General features: G+C 74.5%; 26 protein-coding genes. 4 read left to right on the top strand and 22 right to left on the bottom strand.

Annotated elements, in window-relative coordinates; all coding sequences use genetic code 11:
• Positions 1-26: 26 nt before the first annotated feature.
• From era to hrcA, 19 genes are all read right to left on the bottom strand, one after another.
• The gene (gene era, locus QSK52_RS22795; RefSeq protein WP_285737980.1) at positions 27-956 is read right to left on the bottom strand and encodes a GTPase Era; all 930 of its coding nucleotides are present in this window, start codon (positions 954-956) and stop codon (positions 27-29) included.
• 47 nt (positions 957-1,003) lie between these two features.
• Positions 1,004-1,162, bottom strand: coding sequence for a hypothetical protein (locus tag QSK52_RS22790; RefSeq protein ID WP_285737979.1), 159 nt, complete (start codon positions 1,160-1,162; stop codon positions 1,004-1,006).
• Positions 1,163-1,274: 112 nt separating this feature from the next.
• Entirely contained in the window at positions 1,275-1,640 is a 366-nt protein-coding gene (locus QSK52_RS22785; protein WP_285737978.1) for a cytidine deaminase, read from the bottom strand.
• Between the two features lie 64 nt (positions 1,641-1,704).
• Positions 1,705-2,694 (bottom strand): aldo/keto reductase, encoded by a 990-nt coding sequence (locus QSK52_RS22780; protein ID WP_285737977.1) that lies wholly within the window; start codon positions 2,692-2,694, stop codon positions 1,705-1,707.
• Positions 2,695-2,804: 110 nt separating this feature from the next.
• Entirely contained in the window at positions 2,805-3,344 is a 540-nt protein-coding gene (locus QSK52_RS22775) for a DUF4383 domain-containing protein (RefSeq protein WP_285737976.1), read from the bottom strand.
• Positions 3,344-3,583: a hypothetical protein gene (locus tag QSK52_RS22770; protein WP_014135682.1), complete on the bottom strand. Its 240-nt coding sequence runs from the start codon at positions 3,581-3,583 to the stop codon at positions 3,344-3,346. Before QSK52_RS22770 ends, QSK52_RS22775 begins: the two co-directional genes overlap by 1 nt.
• A 139-nt stretch (positions 3,584-3,722) precedes the next feature.
• Positions 3,723-5,054: a hemolysin family protein gene (locus tag QSK52_RS22765; RefSeq protein ID WP_285737975.1), complete on the bottom strand. Its 1,332-nt coding sequence runs from the start codon at positions 5,052-5,054 to the stop codon at positions 3,723-3,725.
• A gap of 13 nt (positions 5,055-5,067) precedes the next feature.
• A complete protein-coding gene (ybeY, locus tag QSK52_RS22760; RefSeq protein WP_285737974.1) occupies positions 5,068-5,562 on the bottom strand; it encodes an rRNA maturation RNase YbeY in 495 nt (164 codons plus the stop codon).
• A 14-nt stretch (positions 5,563-5,576) separates the two neighbouring features.
• The gene (locus QSK52_RS22755) at positions 5,577-6,587 is read right to left on the bottom strand and encodes a PhoH family protein (protein ID WP_285738026.1); all 1,011 of its coding nucleotides are present in this window, start codon (positions 6,585-6,587) and stop codon (positions 5,577-5,579) included.
• Positions 6,588-6,899: 312 nt separating this feature from the next.
• On the bottom strand, positions 6,900-7,817 hold the full coding sequence (locus QSK52_RS22750; RefSeq protein ID WP_285737973.1) for a ribonuclease Z: 918 nt from the start codon (positions 7,815-7,817) through the stop codon (positions 6,900-6,902).
• Positions 7,818-7,820: 3 nt separating this feature from the next.
• Positions 7,821-8,174, bottom strand: a complete 354-nt coding sequence (locus tag QSK52_RS22745) for an HIT domain-containing protein (protein ID WP_285737972.1) — start codon at positions 8,172-8,174, stop codon at positions 7,821-7,823.
• A gap of 52 nt (positions 8,175-8,226) precedes the next feature.
• Positions 8,227-8,634 carry a hypothetical protein gene (locus QSK52_RS22740; protein ID WP_285737971.1) on the bottom strand — a complete coding sequence of 136 codons (408 nt, stop codon included), beginning with the start codon at positions 8,632-8,634 and terminating at the stop codon, positions 8,227-8,229.
• Positions 8,635-8,678: 44 nt separating this feature from the next.
• Positions 8,679-9,089, bottom strand: coding sequence for a hypothetical protein (locus tag QSK52_RS22735; RefSeq protein ID WP_285737970.1), 411 nt, complete (start codon positions 9,087-9,089; stop codon positions 8,679-8,681).
• A gap of 13 nt (positions 9,090-9,102) precedes the next feature.
• Entirely contained in the window at positions 9,103-10,668 is a 1,566-nt protein-coding gene (locus QSK52_RS22730; protein WP_285737969.1) for a hypothetical protein, read from the bottom strand.
• Between the two features lie 73 nt (positions 10,669-10,741).
• A complete protein-coding gene (locus QSK52_RS22725) occupies positions 10,742-11,050 on the bottom strand; it encodes a type VII secretion target (protein WP_285737968.1) in 309 nt (102 codons plus the stop codon).
• Between the two features lie 128 nt (positions 11,051-11,178).
• Entirely contained in the window at positions 11,179-14,376 is a 3,198-nt protein-coding gene (locus QSK52_RS22720; protein WP_285737967.1) for a S41 family peptidase, read from the bottom strand.
• Between the two features lie 236 nt (positions 14,377-14,612).
• Positions 14,613-15,356 (bottom strand): 16S rRNA (uracil(1498)-N(3))-methyltransferase, encoded by a 744-nt coding sequence (locus tag QSK52_RS22715; RefSeq protein ID WP_285737966.1) that lies wholly within the window; start codon positions 15,354-15,356, stop codon positions 14,613-14,615.
• Positions 15,357-15,452: 96 nt separating this feature from the next.
• Positions 15,453-16,595, bottom strand: coding sequence for a molecular chaperone DnaJ (dnaJ, locus tag QSK52_RS22710; protein WP_285737965.1), 1,143 nt, complete (start codon positions 16,593-16,595; stop codon positions 15,453-15,455).
• Between the two features lie 86 nt (positions 16,596-16,681).
• Positions 16,682-17,755 (bottom strand): heat-inducible transcriptional repressor HrcA, encoded by a 1,074-nt coding sequence (gene hrcA / locus QSK52_RS22705; RefSeq protein WP_285737964.1) that lies wholly within the window; start codon positions 17,753-17,755, stop codon positions 16,682-16,684.
• Between the two features lie 301 nt (positions 17,756-18,056).
• Between hrcA and htpX the strand changes: the two genes are divergently transcribed.
• Entirely contained in the window at positions 18,057-18,977 is a 921-nt protein-coding gene (gene htpX / locus QSK52_RS22700) for a zinc metalloprotease HtpX (protein WP_285737963.1), read from the top strand.
• Positions 18,978-19,007: 30 nt separating this feature from the next.
• Positions 19,008-19,595 (top strand): PspA-associated protein PspAB, encoded by a 588-nt coding sequence (pspAB, locus tag QSK52_RS22695; RefSeq protein ID WP_285737962.1) that lies wholly within the window; start codon positions 19,008-19,010, stop codon positions 19,593-19,595.
• Positions 19,596-19,613: 18 nt separating this feature from the next.
• Here the strand turns inward: pspAB and QSK52_RS22690 are convergent, their stop codons facing one another.
• On the bottom strand, positions 19,614-20,309 hold the full coding sequence (locus tag QSK52_RS22690; RefSeq protein ID WP_285737961.1) for a hypothetical protein: 696 nt from the start codon (positions 20,307-20,309) through the stop codon (positions 19,614-19,616).
• Between the two features lie 80 nt (positions 20,310-20,389).
• Between QSK52_RS22690 and QSK52_RS22685 the strand changes: the two genes are divergently transcribed.
• Entirely contained in the window at positions 20,390-21,160 is a 771-nt protein-coding gene (locus QSK52_RS22685) for a DUF2785 domain-containing protein (protein WP_285737960.1), read from the top strand.
• 47 nt (positions 21,161-21,207) lie between these two features.
• Entirely contained in the window at positions 21,208-22,053 is an 846-nt protein-coding gene (locus tag QSK52_RS22680; protein WP_285737959.1) for a DUF3097 domain-containing protein, read from the top strand.
• Position 22,054: 1 nt separating this feature from the next.
• Here the strand turns inward: QSK52_RS22680 and QSK52_RS22675 are convergent, their stop codons facing one another.
• Together QSK52_RS22675 and QSK52_RS22670 are read right to left on the bottom strand one after the other, a co-directional pair.
• A complete protein-coding gene (locus QSK52_RS22675; protein WP_285737958.1) occupies positions 22,055-22,759 on the bottom strand; it encodes a hypothetical protein in 705 nt (234 codons plus the stop codon).
• On the bottom strand, positions 22,756-23,385 hold the full coding sequence (locus QSK52_RS22670) for an RNA polymerase sigma factor (protein ID WP_285737957.1): 630 nt from the start codon (positions 23,383-23,385) through the stop codon (positions 22,756-22,758). The genes QSK52_RS22675 and QSK52_RS22670 overlap by 4 nt, the downstream gene beginning before the upstream one ends.

The raw sequence follows: 23,385 nt of genomic DNA, 5'->3' as shown, positions 1-23,385 counted from the left end.
GGCTCCTCCCCGTACCCGACCCCTCGTCAGAAGCCGAGCTTACGCAGCTGCTTGGGGTCGCGCTGCCAGTCCTTGGCCACCTTGACGTGCAGGTCCAGGTAGACCGGGGTGCCCAGGAGCGCCTCGATCTGCTTGCGGGCGGTGGTGCCGACGTGCTTGAGGCGGGCGCCCTTGGCGCCGATCACGATGGCCTTCTGGCTCTGCCGCTCGATGTACACGTTGGCGTGGATGTCCAGCAGCGGGCGGTCGGCGGGGCGGCCCTCGCGCGGGATCATCTCCTCGACCACCACGGCCAGCGAGTGCGGCAGTTCGTCGCGCACGCCCTCCAGCGCGGCCTCCCGGATCAGCTCGGCGACCATGGTCTGCTCGGGCTCGTCGGTGAGGTCGCCGTCCGGGTACAGCGGCACGCCCTCGGGCAGCAGCTTGGTCAGCAGTTCGGCCACCAGCTCGACCTGCTGGTCCCCCACCGCGGAGACCGGGATGATCTCGGCCCACTCGATGCCGAGTTCGGCGCCCAGCTGCTGGACGGCGATCAACTGCTCGGCGAGTCGCTTGGAGTCGACCAGGTCGGTCTTGGTGACGATCGCGACCTTCGGCGTCTTGCGGATCTCGGCGAGCTCCTTGGCGATGAACTTGTCGCCGGGGCCGAGCTTCTGGTCGGCGGGCACGCAGAAGCCGATCACGTCGACCTCGGCCCAGGTGGTGCGGACCAGGTCGTTGAGCCGCTCGCCGAGCAGGGTGCGCGGCTTGTGCAGCCCGGGGGTGTCCACCAGCACGAGCTGGGAGTCGGGGCGGTGCACGATGCCGCGCACGGTGTGCCGGGTGGTCTGCGGGCGGTCGGAGGTGATCGCGACCTTCGTCCCGACCAGGGCGTTGGTCAGGGTCGACTTGCCCGCGTTGGGGCGGCCGACGAAGCACGCGAACCCGGAGCGGTACGGGGAGGAAGGGGCATTCATGCCACCCATTGTCGCCGATCGCCGGGGCCGCCCCGGTCATCGGGCGGTCAGCCGGTCTTCTTCCCGCCGCCGGTGATCGCGCCGACCACGACGAGCGCCAGCAGGACCAGGGTGCCGGCCAGCCACCACGGGGACCCGGTCTCGTGCCAGCGTCCGAAGCCCATGACGCAGAGCAGCAGTCCGCAGAAGAACGCCGCGACGCCCATGTCCCCTCCCCCGCCGGGACCGGCCCCGGCCGATGCGATTATCGCACCCGCGGGGCCCGCGAAAAGGGCGGGCGAGGGCCTCCCCGGCCCCGGCCCGCCCCGCCGGACGATCTCACTCCGCCGCGGCGGCCAGCTTCAGCGCCCCGTCCGGCCCGGCCAGCAGCACCGGCGTACCGGCCCCGCCCAGGTCCCGCACGGCGGCCAGGTCGCCCGCCGCCGGAGCGTCCGCCTCGGACACCACCGCGGCCGCCTCCAGGCCCTTCGCCCCGCTGGCCACCGCCATCGCCACCGCGGTCTGCAGCGCGGTCAGCCGCAGCGACTCCAGGGCCACCGTCCCGGCCACGTACGTCCGCCCGGTCTCGTCCCGGACCGCCGCCCCCTCGGCCACGCCGTTGCGGGCGCGGGCCGAGCGGGCCAGCGTGATGATCTTCTTGTCCTCGGGGTCCAGCTCGGAAATCTCGGTCATGGCCCCGAGCATAGTGAGCCGGGTCGACGCGGTCGGGCCACCGGGCGGCCCCGGCTCAGCCACCGGGCGGCCCGGCTCAGCCCTTGAGCAGCGCCCCCTCGCCCGCGGGCGCGAACTCGGCGAGCGCCGCGTCGATCCGGCCCAGCGTCGCGGCGTCCAGCGCCAGGTCCGCCGCGGCCAGGTTCTCCGCGATGTGCGCCGGCGTACGGCTGCCCGGGATCGGCACCACGTGGTCGTCCTGGTGCAGCAGCCAGGCCAGCGCCAACTGGCCCGGGGTGACGCCGAGTTCGGCGGCGATGGCGCGCAGCGGGGCGTACCGGTCGTTGTTGGCGGCCAGGTTCTCGGCGGAGAAGCGGGCCTGGTGCTGCCGGAAGTCGCCCTCGCCGACCTGCTGCACGGTGCCGGTGAGGAAGCCGCCGCCGAGCGGGCTCCAGGCCACCACGCCGATGCCCAGCTCGCGGGCGGCGGCCAGCAGTTCCGGGTCGATCGGCTGCCACATCGACCACTGGGTCTGCACCGCCGCCACCGGGTGCACCGCGTGCGCGGCCCGCAGCTGCGCGGCCGTCACGTTGGAGACGCCCAGCTGGCGGACCAGCCCGGCGCGGATCAGCTCGGCGACCGCGCCGACGGTGTCCTCGAAGGGCACCTGCGGGTCCGGGAAGTGCGGGTAGTACAGGTCGATCACGTCGGTGCCGAGGTTGCGCAGCGACTGCTCCGCGTAGCCGCGCACGTGCTTGGGCTCGCAGTTCACCGCCAGCTCGCCGAACGCGAAGTGCACCGGGAAGCGGTGCGCCTCGGCGCCGTCCGGCACCCGGAAGCCGAACTTGGTGGCGAGCACCACCTCGTCCCGGCGCCCCCGGACGGCCCGGCCGACCAGTTGCTCGTTGTGCCCGTCGGCGCCGTAGCCGTCCGCGGTGTCGATCATCCGGGCCCCGGCGTCGATCGCGGCCCGCAGCGCGTCCTGTCCGCGCTGCTCGTCGATCTCGCCGTACATGCCGGGCGAGAGCACCATCGCCCCGAACCCGATCGGCGAGCTGACCAGCGCTCCGAGCGTGCGCTCCGTCATCGTCGTTCCCCCTCCAAGCAGACTGCGGCCCAACGGACCTGACGGTCCGTCGGGCCTGGGCGGTCCTACTCTACGCCGAGATGATCAGTTCACCCCGTTCGGCGGCCGGTTCAGTGCCCGGTCGGGTTGGGCGGGCCCGGGCGGAGCACCTTGACCAGGGCGGGCGGCCCGTTGGGCTGTTCGGTGGCCTTCGCGTGCCGCTCCTTCCAGTACGGGTTGTCGTGCGGCAGGTGGCTGCTGACCCGTCCGTACATGCCGAAGGTCAGCACCACGAAGCCGAACACGAAGCTGAAGATGACGTTGGAGATGTGGAAGGCGAGCCGGTTGGCGCTGGAGTCCAGCACCATCAGGCCCACGAAGCCGGCCAGCACGAACAGCACGCCCATGGCCATGTTGATGTTGGAGGCGGTGTTGCCGCCGATCACGGCGCCCAGGATCAGGATCCCGCCGGCCACCAGCGACAGCACGCTCAGCGCCCCGTTGCTGGACAGGCCGATCACCTCCTTGCCCGAGGTGTCCAGGAAGCCCGGGTGGGCCCCGGTCAGGCCGAGGATGCCGAACACCACCAGGAACAGCCCGCACAGGCCCGCGCCGTAGCGGTAGACCGTGCCGAGCCGGTGGTCGACCGGGAGTTCGTCGTGCAGTCTCATCAGGTCCTCCCCGCGTGGTCGGACCGGAGGAACGGCACTTCGTGGAGGTACAGCGACCCGCACTGCTGGCAGCAGTGCAGCCCGGTGCCCCAGGCCTCCTCCGGCCTGCTCTCGGCGTCCGAGGCGATCTCGGCGCCGCACATGCCGTGCGAGGGGTCGGCGGCACGGACCACGTGCCACCTGGCCACCCCACCGGCCGGCCCGCTCGGGCCGTACTCCGCGCGCAGTAGATGTGCCATGTCTTCCACGGTGCGCACGCCCGGGGCGGCATGGCAAACGGGCCCCGGGACGCCCCGTCCCAACCGGCGGCACCGATTGGGACGGCCCGTCCAAGGGCCCGTCGGAACAGCACGGGACGCCCCGCAGCTGCACAGCCGGCTAGGAGGCGGCCTCCTCGCTCGGCTCCTCGTCCTCCTCCGCGGCGACCCGCACCGGGGTGGCCACCACGGTGCCGATCCGGTTGCGCCGGCCCGCCGAGCTCTCCGCGGTCAGGCCGATCGCGGCCAGCCCGCTGCCCTCCGGCACCGGCACCTCGCAGGAGGAGCCGGGGATCGGCACCCGCCCCAGGCACTTGGCCAGCAGCCCGCCGACGGTCTCCACGTCCTCGTCGTCCAGCTCGATCCCGAACAGCTCGCCGAGGTCCTCCACGGTGAGCCGGGCGGTGATCCGGTAGGAGCCGTCGCCGAGGTCCTCGACGGGGGCGGTCTCCCGGTCGTACTCGTCGGTGATCTCGCCGACGATCTCCTCCAGGATGTCCTCGATGGTGACCAGCCCGGCGGTGCCGCCGTACTCGTCGATGACGATGGCGACGTGCGAGCGCATCTGCTGCATCTCGCGCAGCAGGTCCGCGGCGGGCTTGGAGTCGGGGACGAACACGGCGGGGCGCATCACCGAGTCGACCTGGTCGGACTCGGCCTCCCGGTTGATGTGGGTGCGGCGGACCAGGTCCTTGAGGTAGACGATGCCGACCACGTCGTCCTCGTTGTCGCCGACCACCGGGATCCTCGAGAAGCCGGAGCGCAGCGCCAGCGTGAGGGTCTGCCGGACGGTCTTGTGCCGCTCGATCATCACCAGGTCGGTGCGCGGCACCATCACCTCGCGGACGATGGTGTCGCCCAGCTCGAAGACCGAGTGCACCATCCGGCGCTCCTCGTCCTCGATCAGGTCGTCCTTCTCGGCGAGGTCGACCAGCGCCCGCAGCTCGGCCTCGGAGGCGAACGGGCCCTCCTTGTAGCCCTTGCCGGGCGTCAGCGCGTTGCCCAGCAGGATCAGCAGCCGCGGGATCGGCCCGAGGATCCGGGCCAGCGGCAGCAGCACGTAGGACGCGGCGGTGACGGTGCTCAGCGGGTGCTGGCGGCCGATCGTGCGCGGGGAGACCCCGACCGCGACGAAGGACACCAGCACCATCACGCCGAACGCCACCAGCACGGCCTGCCAGGTCTGCTGGAAGCTGCGCACGCACACCACGGTGACCAGCACCGCGGCGCCCATCTCGCTGGCGACCCGGATCAGCGTCGCCAGGTTCAGGTAGCGGATGCTGTCCGAGGCCAGGGTCAGCAGCCGGTCGGAGCCGCGCCGCCCGGAGCGGACCGCCTCCTCGGCCCGGAAGCGGGACATCCGGGAGATGCCCGCCTCGGCGCACGCCGCCAGCCAGCCCAGGCCGACCAGCAGCAGCGCGCCGATCAGGAAGCTCGTACTCTCACCACTCACAGCGGGCCGGCCCTCAGTGGACGGTCGGCGCGGGCGACAGGCCGGACAGGCCGCGGCCGGCCCGCCAGTCGTCCAGGATCCGCTTCTGGAGGGCGAACATCTCGCGCTCCTCGTCGGGCTCCTCGTGGTCGTAGCCGAGGACGTGCAGCACCCCGTGGACGGTGAGCAGCTGCAGCTCCTCGTCCATCGAGTGCTTGGTGGGGGCGGCCAGGCCCTGCTGCTTCGCCACCTCGGGGCAGAGCACGATGTCGCCGAGCAGGCCCTCCGGCAGGTCCTCGCCCTCCTTGCCCGGACGCAGCTCGTCCATCGGGAAGGACATCACGTCGGTCGGTCCTGGCAGGTCCATCCACTGGACGTGCAGCTCCGCCATCGACTCGCTGTCGTAGAGGATGACGGAGAGCTCGGACTGCGGGTGGATCCGCATCTTGTCGAGGGCGTAGCGGGCGACGTCGAGGATGGACTCCTCGTCGACGTCCCACCCGGACTCGTTGGCGATGTCGATCGACATGGAGGGCTCAGTACTCAGCTTTCGGTGCGATGGGACTGCCGGGGCGCCCGGGCGCCCCGCCGTTGGACGGGTTTGCGGTCGCCGGACTCCTCGGCCTCCTGCCGGGCGTCCCAGCGTTCGTACGCATCCACGATGCGGCCGACCAGCTTGTGCCGCACCACGTCGGTGCTGGTCAGCACCGAGAAGTGGATGTCGGGCACGTCGGCGAGGATCTCCTGGACGACCTTGAGGCCGGAGCGGGTGCCGCCGGGCAGGTCGATCTGGCTGGTGTCGCCGGTCACGACCACCCGGGAGTTGAAGCCCAGGCGGGTCAGGAACATCTTCATCTGCTCGGGCGAGGTGTTCTGCGCCTCGTCGAGGATGATGAAGGCGTCGTTGAGGGTGCGGCCGCGCATGTACGCGAGCGGGGCCACCTCGATCGTCCCGGCCGCCATCAGCCGCGGGATCGAGTCGGGGTCCATCATGTCGTGCAGCGCGTCGTACAGCGGGCGCAGGTACGGGTCGATCTTCTCGTAGAGGGTGCCGGGCAGGAAGCCCAGCCGCTCCCCCGCCTCGACGGCCGGCCGGGTCAGGATGATCCGGTTGACCTCCTTGGCCTGCAGGGCCTGCACGGCCTTGGCCATCGCCAGGTAGGTCTTGCCGGTGCCGGCCGGGCCGAGGCCGAAGACGATGGTGTGCTTGTCGATCGCCTCGACGTAGCGCTGCTGGTTGAGCGTCTTGGGGCGGATGGTGCGGCCCCGGTTGGACAGGATGTTCGCCGTGAACACCTCGGACGGGGCCGGGTGGGCCGGGTCCTCGGCGGCACTCCTGAGCATGGTGATGGAGCGCTCCACGGCGTCCTCCGTCAGGGGTTGGCCGGTGCGCAGCACCAGCATCATCTCGGTGAAGAGCTGCTTGACGAGCGCGACCTCGGCGGGCGAGCCGGTGGCCGTCACCTCGTTTCCGCGGACGTGGATGTCGGCTCCCGGGAAACCCTCCTCGATCACTCGCAGGAGCGAGTCGGCCGCACCCAGCAGGGTGACCATCGGGTGCTTCTCCGGAATGACGATCCGGGTGCTGGTGGACGCCTCGTCGGGGCGCCGCTGTCCGTCGGTGCGGGTCTGCGGTGTGTCACTCATGGGTCGGCGCTGCGGCCTGCCTCATCCCCATCCGTCGTGTCGTGTGGCTCGGGCTCTCCGGGTCACCAGGGTACGCCGCGCAGGTGTTCGCCGGAGCGGCGCGGCGGCTTCGATGGTGGGGTCTGCCGTCCGGATGCGCGAGCGGTTTTCCGCACGTCCGGGCCGGGCGGCGGCCCGGAGGGCGGGCCCGGCGGCGGTCGACGGCGCGGTCCGTGGCGGTCAACGGCGCGGCGGGACGGGGATCCTGGCCAGGTCCTCGGCGACCGTGACCTCGCCGTCGAAGTGCCTGCGGGCCTCCGCGAGGTGTTCGGCGAGGTCGGGGTAGCGCTGGGAGAAGTGCGTGAGCACCAGGGTCCGCACCCCGGCCCGGGCGGCGACCCGGGCGGCCTGGGCGGCGGTCAGGTGGCCGTGCTCCTCGGCGAGCGCGGCGTCCCGGTCGAGGAAGGTCGCCTCGATCACCAGCAGGTCGGCGCCCTCGGCGAGTTCGTCCACCCCGTCGCAGAGCCGGGTGTCCATCACGAAGGCGAAGCGCTGCCCGGGCCGGGTCTCCCCGACCTGCTCGGCGGTGACCGTCCGCCCGTCCACCTCGACCCGGCCCTCGCGCTGCAGCACGCCCACGGCGGGCCCGTGCAGGCCGAGTTCGCGCAGCCGCTCGGGGCGCAGCCGGAAGCCGTCGGGTTCGGTCAGCCGGTAGCCGAACGACTCCACCGGGTGGGAGAGCCGCACGGCGGCCAGCGCGAACGGGGCGCCGGGGGCGTCGAGCGGGCCCGCCTCCGCGACGGGGCGCTCCCTGATCTCGGCGGTGGCGTGGTAGGCGCTGGCGTGCCGCAGCCGGTCGAAGAACTCCTGCCCGGACGCCGGGTAGTAGGCGTCCACCGGGTGCGGCACCCGGTCCAGGTTGATCCGCTGGACGATGCCGGGCAGGCCCAGGCAGTGGTCGCCGTGGAAGTGCGTCACCGCGATCCGGCTGATCCCGGTGGCGCTCACCCCCGCGTGCAGCATCTGCCGCTGGGTGCCCTCCCCCGGGTCGAACAGCAGCCCCTCGCCGTCCCAGCGCAGCAGGTACCCGTTGTGGTTGCGGTGCCTGGTCGGCACCTGGCTGGCGGTGCCGAGGACGACGAGTTCACGCTGCGACAACGCTCAGACCAGCCCCTCGGTGAGCGGCTTGCCGCCCAGCACGTGCACGTGCGCATGGAACACGGTCTGCCCGGCGCCCGCACCGGTGTTGAAGACCAGCCGGTACGCCTCCAGGCCCTCGCCCGCCGCCGCGGCGCCCGCCTCGACGAGCAGTTCGGCCGCGATCTCCGGTTCGGCGGCGGCCAGTTCGGCCGCGTCGGGGTGGTGCACGCGCGGGATCACCAGCAGGTGCACGGGCGCCTGCGGGTTGATGTCGCGGAACGTCAGCGTCCGCTCGCTCTTCCGCACCACGGTCGCCGGGACGTCCCCCGACACGATCTTGCAGAACACGCAGTCCGCCTGCGGCTCGCCGGCCATCTCCCGCGCTCCTTCCTGAGCGTCCGTCACTGGTGCCACGACCTTACAGCGGTCAGCGCACCACGATCCGGTAGGTCCGGCGTTCGCGGTACTCCTCGTCGAACCGCCCGCAGGACTCCCGGCAGTTGTCGAGCGTCAGCTCGGTGGTGCCGGGGCCCACCGCCCGGAACACCAGGTACAGCTCGCCGCCGTCGCCCAGGTAGGACGGGTCGCCGCGGACCCGGTCGGTGCCGGTGAAGGCCACCACCGCCGGGTCGGGCGGGGGGTTCACCGGCCGGTGCTCGGTGCCCGGCTGCACGGCCAGCTTCCAGTGCAGCGAGAACACCTGGCCGCGGCGGACCGAGATCTCCCGGACGTCCGACGGGAAGACCCGGCCGTGGTTGGTCCGCCGCTCCTCCCCCCAGACCGGCACCACCAGCACCAGCAGCACCGCCGCCCAGACGGCCCGCCCCCCGGTCACCCGCGGCACCCGCGGCCGCGCGGACCGCACCCTCCGCACCGCACTCACCCGCGGTGCCCCGGGCGGGACGTGCGGCGCAGTTCGAGGAGCGCGGCGACCGCCTCCAGCCAGTCGGCCACCAGCGCCCCGGCGGCCGGGTCGTCGGCGTCCAGCACCGCGGCGGCCCCGTCCAGCCAGCCGCCGGCCAGTTCCGCCGCGCCGGGGCCGACCAGCGGTTCCGGCAGCCCGGCGGCGGCCCGGAGCCCGGCGGCCCGGACCACCTCGGACAGGTAGGAGACGGCGTACGGGGGGACCCCGCACCGTTCGGCCTGGAGCGCGGCGGCCACCGCCCCGTCGGCGAACAGCGCCCGGCGGTGCGGTCCGTCCGCGGGCAGGCCGAAGCGCAGCAGCGCGGGCACGTCCAGGGCGGCGAGTTCGGCGTCCGTCCGGCCGGGCGGGGGCGCGGGGCTGTTCATCGGTGGGCTCGGCTCACTTCGGTAGGCGGACGCTGGTGGCGGTGTTCATCGGGGAGGGCTGGTCGAGGGCGTTGCCCATGCGGTTGTCGACGAAGTCGTCCTCGGTGATCCAGACGGTGTAGCCCCACGGGTTGTAGACCTGGAGCTTGTCCCCGCTGTGCCCGATGATCATCAGCTGGTGGCCCTGGTCGCCGCCGCGGATGGTCACCGGGACGGGCCGGCCCCCGTCCACCGCCTTCTCGACGTCGACCAGCACGTCGCGCCGGGCGTCCTGGCCGCCGAGGTCGACGTTGCGGTACTCGGTGCCGGTGACCGCGCCGACCTCCTGGTTCATCACGTCCCGGGACTGGCCGTCGCTCAGCCCGTCCCGTCCGACCAGCGGTAGGTCCTGGTACCACTCCCGGCCGCTCCGGTAGACCCGGTTCTGCTCGGCGGTCAGCCGCTGCGCGAAGGCGTCCCTGTTGTCGTACCCGGGGTCGCCGGGGCGGCCGCCGGTGGTGAGCTGCAGGGCGTAGACCGGGTCGGCCATCGCCCGCATCGTGACGGTGGAGGCGGCCACGCAGGTCGGGGCGGCGTCGGCCTGCTGCCACCGGGCGCCGGGCTCGCCGACCGGCCGGAGGTGGGCGGTGCCGGCCGTGGGGGCGGCCGAGTCGAGCCGGACGGGGCTGAGCCGGTCGCCCAGCCAGTGCGGGTCGGCGCCGTGGTCGTGGATCTGCCGGTCGAAGGCGGCGACCTCGTCGACGCCGTGGCCCGCGGCCAGCGCCTTCAGCAGGTAGGCGCGTTCCTGGGGCGAGCGGGAGTCGGCGAGCAGCCGGTCCATCCGCTGCCGGTCGGCGGGGTCGAGGCGGTCGAGGGCCCGGCCCGCGCGGGCGGCGTCCTGCGGGCCGAGGATGCGGTTGAGGTCGCCGAGGGCGGTGGTGCCGGTGAGCGCCAGGCGGTCGGCGGCGCTCAGCCCCCGGGCCCGCAGCCGGGCGGCCCCGGCCCCGGCGGCGAGCCGGTTGAGCTCGGCGGCGGCGCGGTGCCCGGCCTCCTCGGCCTGCTGCGCGGCGTCGAGCATCGCGGCGATGCCCTCCTGCGCGGCGGCCTTGGCCTCGTGCATCCGGTCGTCGTCCCAGGAGGTCGGGTCGGGCAGGCCCTCCCAGGTGGTGAGGTCGGCGAGCAGGCCGGAGGCGTGGAACAGCGGGTCGCGGGCCGCGGCGTGCCGGGCCCTGGCGTGGTCGAGCACGTCGCACAGTTCGAGCAGCCGCCGTCCGGCCTGCTGGTAGGCGCGGCCCATCCGGTCCAGGTCGTCCGCGGCGGCCCTGACCACCTCGGCCGCGCTCTCGCCGACCTGCCCGGTCCACGCCTCCGGGAGCTCGCCGGAGCCGACGCCGACCACCGTCAGCCAGACGTCGGAGATCCGGGCGGCGGCGTCGACGCAGGCCCGCCCCAGGTGGTCGAGCGCGTCGGGGCTGCCCGCGGGCCCGGGGAGCCGGACGGCCGCGTCCACGGCGTCCTTCAGGTCGCCCGCGCCCCACATCCCGTGCGCGGCGGCGATGGTGCGGCCGAGCGACTCGACCTGTTCCCGGTGCGTGCTCATCGTCGTGCCGACTCCCCCTCAGCGGTGGCGGGCTGCTTCCTCCGGGGTCCGGGCCCCGGCCGGTGCGGGCGGTTCACCACCTCTGCCGGGTCAGGGCTCCGGCCACCGCCCGGTCGGCCTCGCGGTAGTTGGCCGCGCTGCGCCGCACCTTGTCGGCGAGCTCGTGCAGGGCCTCGACGTCGAGCAGCCGCTCGTCCCGCCAGGAGGCGAAGAAGTCGGCCGCCGCGGCGGCCACGCCGTAGTCGCCGACCCGGGCGGCCGTGAACTCGCCCAGGCACTCCAGCCCGCTGCCCGCCGCCGCCAGGTCGTCCCCGGCCCGGTCCAGCTTCCGGCCGCACTCCTCCAGCGCCTCGTGGTCCACGCTGAAATCCGGTGTTCCCAACGCTCCCTCCCCCCGGTCGTCACTGCGTGCACCCTAGCGGTAACCGCCCGGCACCGGAAGGACGCGTCGAACGACCGGCCGCCGCGCGGGCGGCCGGTCGTTCGTCGGCGCACCTTCCCGGGGCGGGCTCAGTCCAGCGGGGGCGGGGTCTTGGCGGGGGTGCGGTCCAGCGCGTCCAGGGCGAGGCGGACGGCGGTCTCCAGCTGGGGGTCGCGCCCGGCCGCCCAGTCGTGCGGGGCGATCGGGACCTCCACGTCGGGGGTGACGCCGCGATTCTCCAGCTGCCAGCCGTAACCCTCCAGCCAGAAGGAGTACTTGGGCTGGGTGACCAGCGTCCCGTCGACCAGCGCGTACCGGCTGTCGATGCCGATGACGCCGCCCCAGGTGCGGGTGCCGACCACCGGGCCGATGCCGAGCGCCTGGATCGCCGCGTTGACGATGTCGCCGTCCGAACCGGAGAACTCGTTGGCCAGTGCGACCACCGGACCGCGCGGGGCGTCCCCGGGGTACGGGTCGGGGTGGGCGAGGTCGCGGCCGTGGCTCCAGCCGACGATCCGGCGGGCCAGCTTCTCGACGATCAGCTGCGAGGTGTGGCCGCCGCGGTTCTCCCGCAGGTCGAGGACGATCCCCTCCAGGGACATCTCGAACCGCAGGTCGCGGTGGAGCTGCGCCCAGCCCGCGCTCTGCATGTCGGGCACGTGCAGGTAGCCGAGCCGGCCGCCGGACAGCTCGCGGACGGCGGCCCGCCGCCCGGCGACCCAGTCGTGGTAGCGCAGCGCCTCCTCGTCGTCGAGCGGCACCACGACGGGGTGGCGCTCGCCGTCCTTGCCGCTGACGGTGAGCTCGACCGGCTGGTCGGCGGTGCCCGCCAGCAGCGGGGCCGGGCCGACCACCGGGTCGACCGGCCGCCCGTTGACCGCCAGCACCGCGTCGCCGGGCCGGACCGCCACGCCGGGCGCGGCCAGCGGGGAGCGGGCCCGCGGGTCGGAGGACTCGCCGGGCAGCACCCGGGCCACCCGCCACACCTCGCCGTCGCGCACCAGGTCCGCGCCCAGCAGCCCCTGCAGCCGGGCCGGCTCGGTGCCGCGGCCGGGCGGCAGCACGTACGCGTGCGAGGTGCCGAGCTCGCCGACCGTCTCCCACAGCAGGTCGACCAGGTCGGAGTGGCTGCCGAGGTGCTCCACCAGCGGCCGGTAGCGCTCCAGCACGCCCGCCCAGTCGACGCCGTTCAGGTCGGCGCGCCAGAAGTTGTCGCGCATCAGGCGGCCGTTCTCGTCGAACATCTGCCGCCACTCGGCGGCCGGGTCGACGGTCACCCGGACCCGGTCCAGGCCGACGTCGCCCTCCTCGTCCTCCCCGGCCTTCTGGTCGGCGGGCACGATCCGCAGCGCGCCGCCCTCCAGCACCGCCACCCGGGCGCCGTCGCCGCTGACCGCGAACGCGTCGACGCCGGTGAGCAGTTCCTCCGCCCGGCGCTTCCGCAGGTCGAACCGCTCCAGCGCGGTGCGGGCCGGCTCCTCGTCCAACGAGGCGGCGCTGTCGCCGAGTTCACCGCCGAACGGGAACCTGGTCCACAGCACCCCGTCCTTCGCCGCGCGCAGCGCCCCGAACCGCCCGGCCTCCACCGGGAACGGCACGATCCGGTCCGCGAGTCCCTCCAGGTCGACCCGGGTGCTCGGCACCGCGCCGTCCTTCTCGCCGTCCTTGGCGTCCTCCTCCTCGCCGCCCACCGGCCGCCCGCCGCGCTGCGGACCGAACGGCGACGGGGTGTCGGCGGCCAGCGTCAGCAGGTACGGGCGGGTGCCGCCGGGGAAGGACAGGTCGAAGGCGTGCTGGTCGTACACCGGGTCGAAGGTGCGCACCGAGAGGAACGCCAGGTGCTTGCCGTCCGCGGTGAAGGCGGGCGAGTAGTCGTGGAAGCGCTGCGGGGTGGCCTCGCTGACGGTGCGCGAGGTCAGGTCGGCCAGCATCACCTGCCGCAGCGACCACGGGCCCAGCACCGGCTGCGACCAGGCCAGCCACGCCGAGTCCGGGCTGAACACCAGCCCGCTGACCTCGCCGTCCCCGCTGCGCGCCAGCTCGTTCACCGCGCCGTCGCTGAGCGCCACCAGCAGCACCCGGCCGTCGTGCGAGGCCACCGCGAGCTGCTTGCCGTCCGGCGAGACCGCCAGGCCGCGCACCCGGCCGAGCTGCCCGGCCGCCAGCCGCCGCCGCTCCGCGCCCAGCACCGCCGGGGCGTGCTCCAGCGCGTCCTCGCCCTCCGCGTCGGTCACCCACACCGCGCCCTGCGCGCCCTCCTCGCCGGGCACCACCCGCACCAGGCGGTTGCGCACCCCGGGCGTCTCGTCCAGCACCCGGGCCGGGCCCTCCCGGTGGGTCACCCAGTGCACCGTGCCGCGCACCACCACGGCCGCGGCCCGGCCGGTGCGGTCCGGGACGGCGGTCTCCACCTGCCCGGCGGCGGGGGTCGGGTACGGACGGCGCCCGGTCCGGGGCCCGGCCGGACGCACGTCCAGGCGGCGCGGCTCGGCCCCGTCCAGGTCGTCCAGCAGCCACAGCTCGCCCGCGCTCTGCCAGACCACCCGGCGGCCGTCGGTGGACGCCTGCCGGGCGTAGAACCCGCCCTCCGCCGCCCCGTGCGCCCGCAGGTCCGAACCGTCCGGGAGGCTGGAGTACAGCCGCCCGACGCCCTCGTGGTCGGACAGGAACGCGACCCGGTCCCCGACCCACATCGGGCACTCCAACTGCCCGTCCAGATCGGCGTGCAGCCGCTCGAACTCCGCCCCGCCGATCCACAGCTTCCCGGCCCGGCCGCCCCGGTACCGCTTCCAGTGCGCGGCCTCCCGGTTGTGCGTCCCCAGCAGCACCCGCCCGCCGGAGGCGCCCTCCGGCACCGGCTCGAACGCCAGCGCCCCGATCGGCCCGTACGGCAGCCGCGACGGCTCCCCGCCGTCCAGCGGCACCGCGAACGCCCAGGTCCGCCGGATCGTCTCCTGCCCCGCCGCGGTGATCGCCAGCGGCCGTCCGTCCGCGCTCCACCCCACCAGCGCGGTGAACGGGCTCCCCCAGTACGTCAACCGCCGCGCCGCGCCGCCCTCCACCGGCCCGACGTGCACCTCCGGCGCCCCGTCCCGGCTCGACGCCCACGCCAACGACCGCCCGTCCGGCGAGAACCGCACCGCCCCCACCGGCGCCCGGTCCGCCGTCACCCGCCAGGCCCGTCCGCCCTCCACGGGCGCCAACCAGACGTCGTCCTCGGCGACGAAGGCCACGACGTCGCCGTGCAGGTGCGGGTGGCGCAGGTAGCCACGCGTAGATTCGGTCATCCCGCCAGCCTAGGGCGGGAAGCCCACGATCCGTCAGAAGAAGCCGCGAAAGCCGAAGGGCGGAACCGGGGGCGCGAGGAGAACCCCTGCGAAAGCAGGGGCGCGAGGAACTGCGCGGCCGACCGAGCACCCCCAGCCGGATCGCGACGCAGGATGATCGCTCGCACCATCTCGCGGCCTCGCTGACGTGCGGCTCCCGCTGCGCGCAGTTCCCCGCGCCCCTGGCTGCCCCCTGCTTATCCCCAGCGCCCCGTGCGTCCGAGCAGGAGGGCGCCCGCCGCGACCCCCGCCGTGGAGGTGCGCAGGACGGAGGGGCCGAGGCGGTGGGGGGTGGCGCCGACTTCGGCGAAGGCGGCGATCTCGTCCGGGGAGACCCCGCCCTCCGGCCCGACGACCAGGACGATCTCGCCCCCGGCGGGCAGCTGCGCGGCGGCCAGCGGCAGCGACCCCTCCTCGTGGAGGACGGCCGCGAAGCTCGCCCCCGCGAGCAGCGGCAGCAGCTGCCGGGTGGTGGCGAGCTCCCGGACCTCCGGGAACCGCAGGCGCCGCGACTGCTTGCCCGCCTCGCGGGCGGTGGCCCGCCACTTGGCGAGCGCCTTGGCGCCGCGTTCGCCCTTCCACTGGGTGATGCAGCGGGAGGCGGCCCAGGGGACGATCGCGTCGATCCCGGCCTCGGTCATGGTCTCGACGGCGAGTTCGCCGCGGTCGCCCTTGGGCAGGGCCTGGACGACGGTGATCCGGGGCGCGGGCTCGGGTTCGTCGCGGACGGCGGTGACCAGGACGTCGAGGGCGTCCTTGCCGTGCAGGGCGGCGACGGTGCCGTCGGCGCCGCGGCCGCGGCCGTCGGCGAGGGTGAGGGCCTCGCCGGGTTCGAGGCGTTTGACGGCGACGGCGTGGCGGCCCTCGGGGCCGTCGAGCCGGACGGTCGTGCCGGGGGCGGCGCCCGTCAGGTCGTCGACGACGAACACGGGTGCGGTCATCGGTGCAGCGGTCCTCTCAGCAGGGCCGTCGAAAACGGCCGGGAACGGCGGGGGCGCGCCGCCCCCGCACCGTTCCCGGCCCGGGGAACAGAGGTCTCACCGACCGTTGAAGGCGTCCTTCAGCCGGGAGAACAGGCCCTGCTGGCCGGGCGCGAACTGCCCGGAGGGACGCTCCTCGCCGCGGAGCATGGCGAGCCGCCGCAGCAGTTCCTCCTGCTCGGGGTCGAGCTTGGTGGGCGTCTGCACCTCGACGTGCACTATCAGGTCGCCCCGGCCGCCGCCGCGCAGGTGGGTGATGCCGCGGCCGTGCAGCGGGATCGACTGGCCGGACTGGGTGCCGGGCCGGATGTCGACCTCCTCCAGGCCGTCGAGGGTCTGCAGCGGCACCTGGGTGCCGAGCGCCGCGGCGGTCATCGGGATGGTGACGGTGCAGTGCAGGTCGTCACCGCGGCGCTGGAAGACGTTGTGGCTGGTCTCGGCGATCTCGACGTACAGGTCACCGGCGGGGCCGCCGCCGGGGCCGACCTCGCCCTCGCCGGCCAGCTGGATCCGGGTGCCGTTGTCGACGCCGGCCGGGATCTTGACGGTGAGGGTGCGCCGGGCGCGGACCCGGCCGTCGCCCGCGCACTCGGGGCAGGGGGTGGGGACGACGGTGCCGAAGCCCTGGCACTGCGGGCAGGGGCGGGAGGTCATGACCTGGCCCAGGAAGGACCGGGTGACCTGGGAGACCTCGCCCTTGCCGCGGCACATGTCGCAGGTCTGGGCGGAGGTGCCGGGGGCGGCGCCCTCGCCGTTGCAGGTGGTGCAGGTGACGGCGGTGTCGACCTGGAGCTCCTTGGTGGTGCCGAACGCGGCCTCCTCCAGGGTGATCTCCAGCCGGATCATGGCGTCCTGGCCGCGACGGGTGCGCGAGCGCGGGCCGCGCTGGCCGGTCGCGGCGCCGAAGAAGGCGTCCATGATGTCGGAGAACCCGAACCCGGCCGCCCCGGCGCCGAAGCCTCCCGCACCGCCACCGCCGTTGGGGGAGAGCGGATCCCCGCCGAGGTCGTAGACCTGGCGCTTCTGCGGGTCGGAGAGCACCTCGTAGGCGGCGTTGATCTCCTTGAACCGCTCCTGCGTCTTCGGGTCCGGGTTGACGTCCGGGTGCAGTTCACGGGCGAGGCGCCGGAACGCCTTCTTGATCTCGTCCTGCCCCGCGTCGCGTCGGACGCCGAGTACCGCGTAGTAGTCCGTGGCCACCAATTGCTCCGGTTTGTTCCGCCTCTAGAAGTGCCTGCGACGGCACGCTGGTTGTTGCGCCGTTCCGCTGCGCCTGCGCCGTTCCGTTACGACTCCGCCAGGATCTGGCCGACGTACCGTGCCACCGCTCGCACCGCCCCCATTGTGCCCGGGTAATCCATCCGGGTCGGACCGATCACTCCCAGCTTTGCCACGCTCTGGTCGCCCGAACCGTAACCGACCGAGACGACCGACGTGGAATTGAGCCCCTCGTAGGCGATCTCGTGGCCGATCCGGACCGTCATCGCGGAGTCCGCCGTCTCACCCAGCAGGCGCAACAGCACCACCTGCTCCTCCAGCGCCTCCAGGACCGGCCGGATGGTGAGCGGGAAGTCGTGGCCGAAGCGGGTCAGGTTGGCGGTGCCCGCCAGCATGATCCGCTCCTCGTTCTGCTCGGCCAGCGCCTCGAACAGGACCGACAGCACGGTGCTGACGGCGGGCCGGTCGGCGGGCTCGAAGCCGGCCGGCAGGTCTTCCAGGACGGTCGGGACCTCGGGCAGCCGGCAGCCGCCCGCCATGCCGTTGAGCCTGGCCCGCAGGTCGCCGAGCAGGGCCTCGCCGACCGGGGCCGGGCAGTCGACCATCCGCTGCTCGACCCGTCCGGTGTTGGTGATCAGCACCAGCATCAGCTTGGTCGGGGTGAGCGACACCAGTTCGATGTGCCGCACGGTGGAGCGGGTCAGCGAGGGGTACTGGACGACCGCGACCTGCCGGGTCAGCTGGGCGAGCAGCCGCACCGTCCGGGCGACCACGTCGTCCAGGTCGACCGCGCCCTCCAGGAAGTGCCGGATCGCCCGGCGCTCGGGGGCGGTCATCGGCTTGACCTCGGCGAGCCGGTCGACGAACAGCCGGTAGCCCTTGTCGGTGGGGATCCGGCCCGCACTGGTGTGCGGCTGGTGGATGTACCCCTCCTCCTCCAGCGCGGCCATGTCGTTGCGGACGGTGGCCGGGGAGACGCCCAGGTTGTGGCGCTCCACCAGGGCCTTGGAGCCGACCGGCTCCTCGGTGCCCACGTAGTCCTGGACGATCGCCCGGAGCACCGCGAGCCGCCGCTCGTCCAGCGGTCGGACGGACGGGCGGGTGTCGATGAGTCGGCCGTCGGGCTTGCTGTCGTCCGGCATGGGCAGGCACCTCCGTCGTCGTCCGTGGTTCCGGTGTCCGGTCCTGGCCTGGCACTCAACTGGGCAGAGTGCCAGAACGGTACCTGCCAGTGTACGGCCCGGGCCTGACGGCAGGAACGGTCCGCCCGCGTGATCCTCGTCCGGAGCGGCCGCGACGCGCCCGGGACGCGTCCCCTTCCTACCGAATTCCCCCCGTTTTGGATGGTGCCCGTCGGCCCGCCCGGTGGCAGCATCGAAGGCGAGCGGGGCGGCCGGGCGTGCGGGCCGGGCCCGGCCCGCACGAGGCAGAGGAGGAGCAGCGATGTCCGCTTCCCAGCACTCCCGGTTCGCCCCCGACCGCGGCCTGACCGGCCGGATGGTCACCACCATGTTCCTGATCGGGCTGCTCTACGTGGGCTTCACCGGCCTGCTGATCGTGCTGCTGCGCGGCGCCTGGCCGCTGGTGGTGCTGATCTCCGGCGGCCTGTTCGTCGCCCAGTTCTGGTTCTCCGACCGGATCACCGAGCGGGCGATGGGCGCCCACCGGGTCACCCCGGAGCAGTACCCGCAGCTGCACGGCGCGGTGGACCGGCTGTGCGCGCTGGCCGACATGCCCAAACCGCGGGTCGCGGTCGCCGACAACGACATGCCCAACGCCTTCGCCACCGGCCGCAACCCGCAGAACGCGGTGGTCTGCGTGACCACCGGCCTGCTGCGCCGCCTGGAGCCGGAGGAGCTGGAGGGCGTGCTGGCCCACGAGCTGTCGCACGTCGCGCACCGGGACGTCGCGGTGATGACGGTGGCCGGGTTCCTCGGCGTGCTGGCCGGCGCGATGACCAGGATCGCCCTGTACGGCGGGATGATGGGCGGCGGCAACCGCAACAGCAACGACCAGAACGCGGCGATCGCGATGGTGCTGGTCCCGCTGGCCTCGATGGTGGTGTACGCGATCAGCTTCCTGCTGACCAGGCTGCTGTCCCGCTACCGCGAGCTGGCCGCCGACCGGGCCGCCGCCCAGCTGACCGGGCGGCCCGCCGCGCTGGCCTCGGCGCTGACCAAGGTCACCGGGCAGATCGCCGCCATCCCGACCAAGGACCTGCGGCAGGCCCAGCCGTACAACGCCTTCTACTTCGCCCCGGCGCTGAGCGCCAAGGAGGCGGCCTCGCAGCTGCTGGCCACCCACCCGACGCTGGAACAGCGGCTGGCGCAGCTGCGGAAGGTCTCCGAAGAACTCGGGCGCTGAGCCCGCCCCCCGACACGAGGAGCGCTGCACGTGGGATTCCTGGACGCCCTGTTCGGCCGGAGCAAGCCGGTGAAGCCCGACCTCGACCAGCTGTTCGGCGTCCCGTCGGCGGCGCTGACCCTGCAGGCCGCCAAGGGGTTCACCCCGACCGGCCTCGGCTCGGTGTGCTTCGCCGCGGTCGAGGGCGCGGCCTTCACCGAGGTGCAGCAGCAGGTGCGGGCGCTGCTGGACGCGGACATCGGGCGCGGCGGCGTCCCGGTCGAGGCCTCCCGGGACGCGTACGGGTACTCCTGGCTGCTGGCCCGGCACACCCCCGAGGAGCTGCCCGACCTGGTCAACGACCTGCACGCGGTCAACAGCGAGCTGGAGGCGAACGGCTTCGGGCCGCAGCTGCTCTGCTCGCTGGTCGGCTTCCGGGACGCCGAGGGCCGCTCGCTGGCGCTGGTGTACCTGTACAAGCGCGGCACCTTCTACCCGATGTGCAAGGTCGCCGGGCAGGAGAAGCGGAACAACCCGCTGGAGATCGAGGTCTCCGACCTGCTCCGCAACGACCTGCGGATCGAGCCGGACCTGTCGCGCTGGTTCCCGGTCTGGGGCGCGCCGGGGATCGAGGACTGAGCCCGGCGCGGGCCGCGGTCAGCGCGCGGCGGCGTCCCGGTAGGCGGCCGCGGCGGCCTCGACGAAGGCCGACAGCTCGGCGGGGTCGTCCCCGTCGCCGAACTCCTGCACCACCAGCAGCACGTCCCCGTCGCGCAGCACGGCGGTCCGGTGGACCAGGGACGTGCGGGTGGCCTCGAACCGGGTGGTGACGGTCAGCAGCAGGCCGGTGCCGAACGGTTCGGCGGTGACGAACTGCCGGGTCCGGTTGCTGCCGTCGGGGGAGGTGTCCACGCTGACGGCGCAGCGCCGGGCGGTGCGCCACAGCTCGGCGAGCACCTCGGCGGCCCCGCCGGACGGGTAGCGGCTCAGCGTCTCCCAGCCGTACCAGCCGGAGTCCGCGTCCCGGCCGCTCTTCCCGCGGGGCGCTATCCCCACCGTGGCGGCCTCCAGCGGCGGGGCGTGGGCGGTCACGAAGGAGTCGGCCTCGACGTCGCCGCAGGGCATCGACGCCAGCGGTTCCGGGCCGTCCTCCTCCGGGTCGTCGGACGCCGGGGGGCTGGTCGTGTCCCACCCCTCGCCGAACAGCGCGTACCCCCGGGGCAGCCGCTCCGCGGTCAGCAGCCCGTCCTGCAACGCCTCCGGTCCCCGCCCGCGCTCCCCCGCCGAGCACCCGGCCCCGCCCAGCACCACCGCGACGGCCACCGCCGCCGCCCACCACCGCCGCCCGTGCACCCGGCTCCGCCCCCGTTCGTCCTGGACGCCGGGAAATATGCCATGCCGCGGGCCCGGCGGGGAACCTAGGGTGGTCGATCGTGATCGACTGGAACGCCCTTCCCGACCGCGGTCCCTCGGAGGCCGAGCTGTCCGCCGTCAGCGCGGCGCTGCGCTCGCCCGATCCGGTGGAGCGCGACGAACGCGCCTACCCGCGGCTGGTCGGCTGGGTGCCCGGGCTGTCCGAGGAACGCCGACTGGCGCTCGGCGACGCGATGGCGGCCCGCTTCGCGGACCCGGAGGTCCAGGCCCGGACGTTCGCCCCGCTGGTGCTGGCCGCCGTGGTGCGGGTCGGCCCGCCGCGTCCCGGGTGGCTGGAGGCCTTCGCCCGCTGGTACCCGGCCGAGACCGACCTGCGCGGCCACCACCCCGCCCTGGGCTGGCTGCACGCCGTCGCGCACGGCGCCGACCTGTTGGCCGCGTTCGGTCAGCGGCCGGAGGTCGACCCCGAGCCGCTGGCGGTGCTGGGCGCGGCCCGGCTGCTCGCCCCGACCGACCACGTCTTCGACGCGATGGAGGACGACCGCCTCGGCCACGCGCTCGCCCTGACCCTGACCCGGCCGGAACTGACGGAGCGCCAGGCGGTCGGCTGGCTGGACGCGGTGGACGAGGTCTTCGCCACGGGGGCGCCCGGGCCGGTGCCCGCCGAGGTCTCCAACACCCTGCGCACCCTGCGGGTGGTGCACCTGCTGGCGCTGCGCGGCGTGCGCCCGCGCTGGGGCGCGCCGGAGGTGCGGGCGCTGCCGCACGGCGCGGCGGTCGCGGGGCGGATCGCCGCGGTGCTGGCGGTGGCGGCGCCCTACGCGGGCTGACGGGCTGAGCGGGCTGACGGGCCGTCTCCTTCCGTAGACTGCCGCCCATGCGGAGCAGGGAGTACGGGCCGGATCTGACCCCGCCGTGGAAGCGGCAGCAGCCCGCGCCCGAGGTGGCGGCGGAGCGGGACCTGGTGGTGGAGGAGGCGGCGACCGGGTTCTGCGGGGCGGTGGTGCGCTGCGAGCGGACGGCCGAGGGGTTCACCGTCACGCTGGAGGACCGTTTCGGCAAGCACCGGGTGTTCCCGCTGGTGCCGCGCGGCTTCCTGCTGGAGGGACGGGTGGTGACGCTGGTGCGTCCCGCCGCGGCGGCTCCGGCCCCGCCGCGGGGGCCGGGGCGGACGGCGTCCGGTTCGGTCGCGGTGCCGGGGGCCCGGGCCCGGGTGGCCCGCGAGTCGCGGATCTACGTGGAGGGGCGCCACGACGCCGAGCTGGTCGAACGGGTCTGGGGCGACGACCTGCGGATCGAGGGCGTGGTGGTGGAGTACCTGGAGGGCGTGGACGACCTGCCCGCCATCGTCGAGTCCTTCGCCCCCGGCCCCGGCCGCCGACTGGGCGTGCTGGTCGACCACCTGCTGCCCGGCACCAAGGAGCACCGGATCGCCGAGCGGGTGACCGGCGACCACGTGCTGGTCGTCGGCCACCCGTACGTGGACGTCTGGCAGGCGGTCAAGCCCGCCGCCCTGGGCATCGCCGCCTGGCCCGAGGTGCCGCGCGGCGAGGGGTGGAAGGAGGGCGTCTGCCGCCGCCTGGGCTGGCCGGTGGACACCCCCGCGGCCTGGAAGCGGATCCTCGCCGCGGTCGACGGCTGGAAGGACCTGGAGCCCGAACTGCTGGGCCGCGTCGAGGAGTTGATCGACTTCGTCACCCTGCCCGGCGGGGCCGGGGCCTGACCTAGGCCCCGGCCCCGGTGCCGGAGGGGACGGGTTCGGCCGGGACCGGCGTCGCCCCGCCCGCGGGGGCGCCGGACGGCGGGGCGTCCGGCGGGACCGGGACGGGGGTCTGCTGGTGCACCTCGGTGCCGCGCAGCGCGGGCAGGCAGGCGGGAACCGCGTCGACCACCGTGGCGTTGAAGATCCACTGCCCGCCGTCGTAGGCCCAGAACCGCAGCAGCACCGTCGCCCCGGCCGGGATCCTGCTGGGGTCGATCCGCTCCGCGGGGTGGTCGCCCGGTTCGCTCCGGATCGCGTCCGGGGCCGGCGACGGCCGGTCGGGGACGACCGGGCAGTCGTCGTCGGCGGTGCCCTGCACGTGCTTCAGCCCGGCCGCCCTCACGCCGTGCCCCCGCAGTTCGGCGACCATGTCGGGGAGCCCGGCCGGATCGCGCAGTTCGAGCAGGAAGGTGCCGTCGGACTCCTCGGTGACCGCGTACGCGGCGCTGCCGCCGTGCCCGCCGCCGAGCGCGGCGGGCAGCACCACGGCGGTGGTGACGGCCGCCGCGCCGACCGCGAGGGCGGCCGACAGCGGGCGGCGGCGCACCGCGCTGCGGCGCGGGGCGGGAGCGGGGGCGGCGGCGCGTTCGGTGGCCATGGCGACCAGTTCCTCACCGAGCGCACGCTCGAAGTTGCTGCTGGACGGGGTGCGGTCGGCGCTGGTCACGGGGTCACCTCGAGCATCGGTTCGGCGGGGGCGGTGCGGTGCAGCGGCGGGGCGGGGCGGGCGTCCTCCCGCGCGGCGCCGAGGCGGCGGCGGGCGCGGTGCATCCGCACCCGGACGGTGGCCTGGGAGATGCCGAGGGCCTGGGCGGCCTCGGCGGTGCTCAGGCCGTCCAGGACGACCAGGTCGAGCACCTCGCGCAGCGGGGCGCTGAGCCCGGCGTGCCGCTGGGCGAGGTCGCGGACGGCGCGCTCGGCGTCGATCCGCTCCTCCAGGGCGAGGATGTCCTCCTCGGCGAGCAGTCGGCGGCCCTGCAGGCGGCCGAGGGCGCGGCGTTCGCGGTCGTCGCCGCGGCGGCGGGCGGCGACGGTGTGGCGGGCGATGCCGTACAGCCAGCCGAGCGGGGTGCCGCGTTCGGGCCGGTAGCCCGCGGCGGCCTCCAGGGCGGCGACGAAGATGTCGGCGGTGAGGTCGGCGGCCAGGTGCGGGTCGCTGACCCGGCGGGTGACGAAGCCGAGTATCGCGTCGACGTGCTGGTGGTAGAACGCCCCGAAGCCGTCCGGCGTGGTCAGTTCCGGCGGTCGGTCGTCGGGGCGCTCCCCGTGGTGCAGGTGCTCGCGTACCCGCAT

The organism is Kitasatospora phosalacinea, from assembly GCF_030268885.1.
Lineage (GTDB): Bacteria > Actinomycetota > Actinomycetes > Streptomycetales > Streptomycetaceae > Kitasatospora > Kitasatospora phosalacinea_C.
The sequence above is the reverse complement of the archived record's forward strand: the minus strand, read 5'-3'. Positions and strand labels throughout refer to the sequence as shown.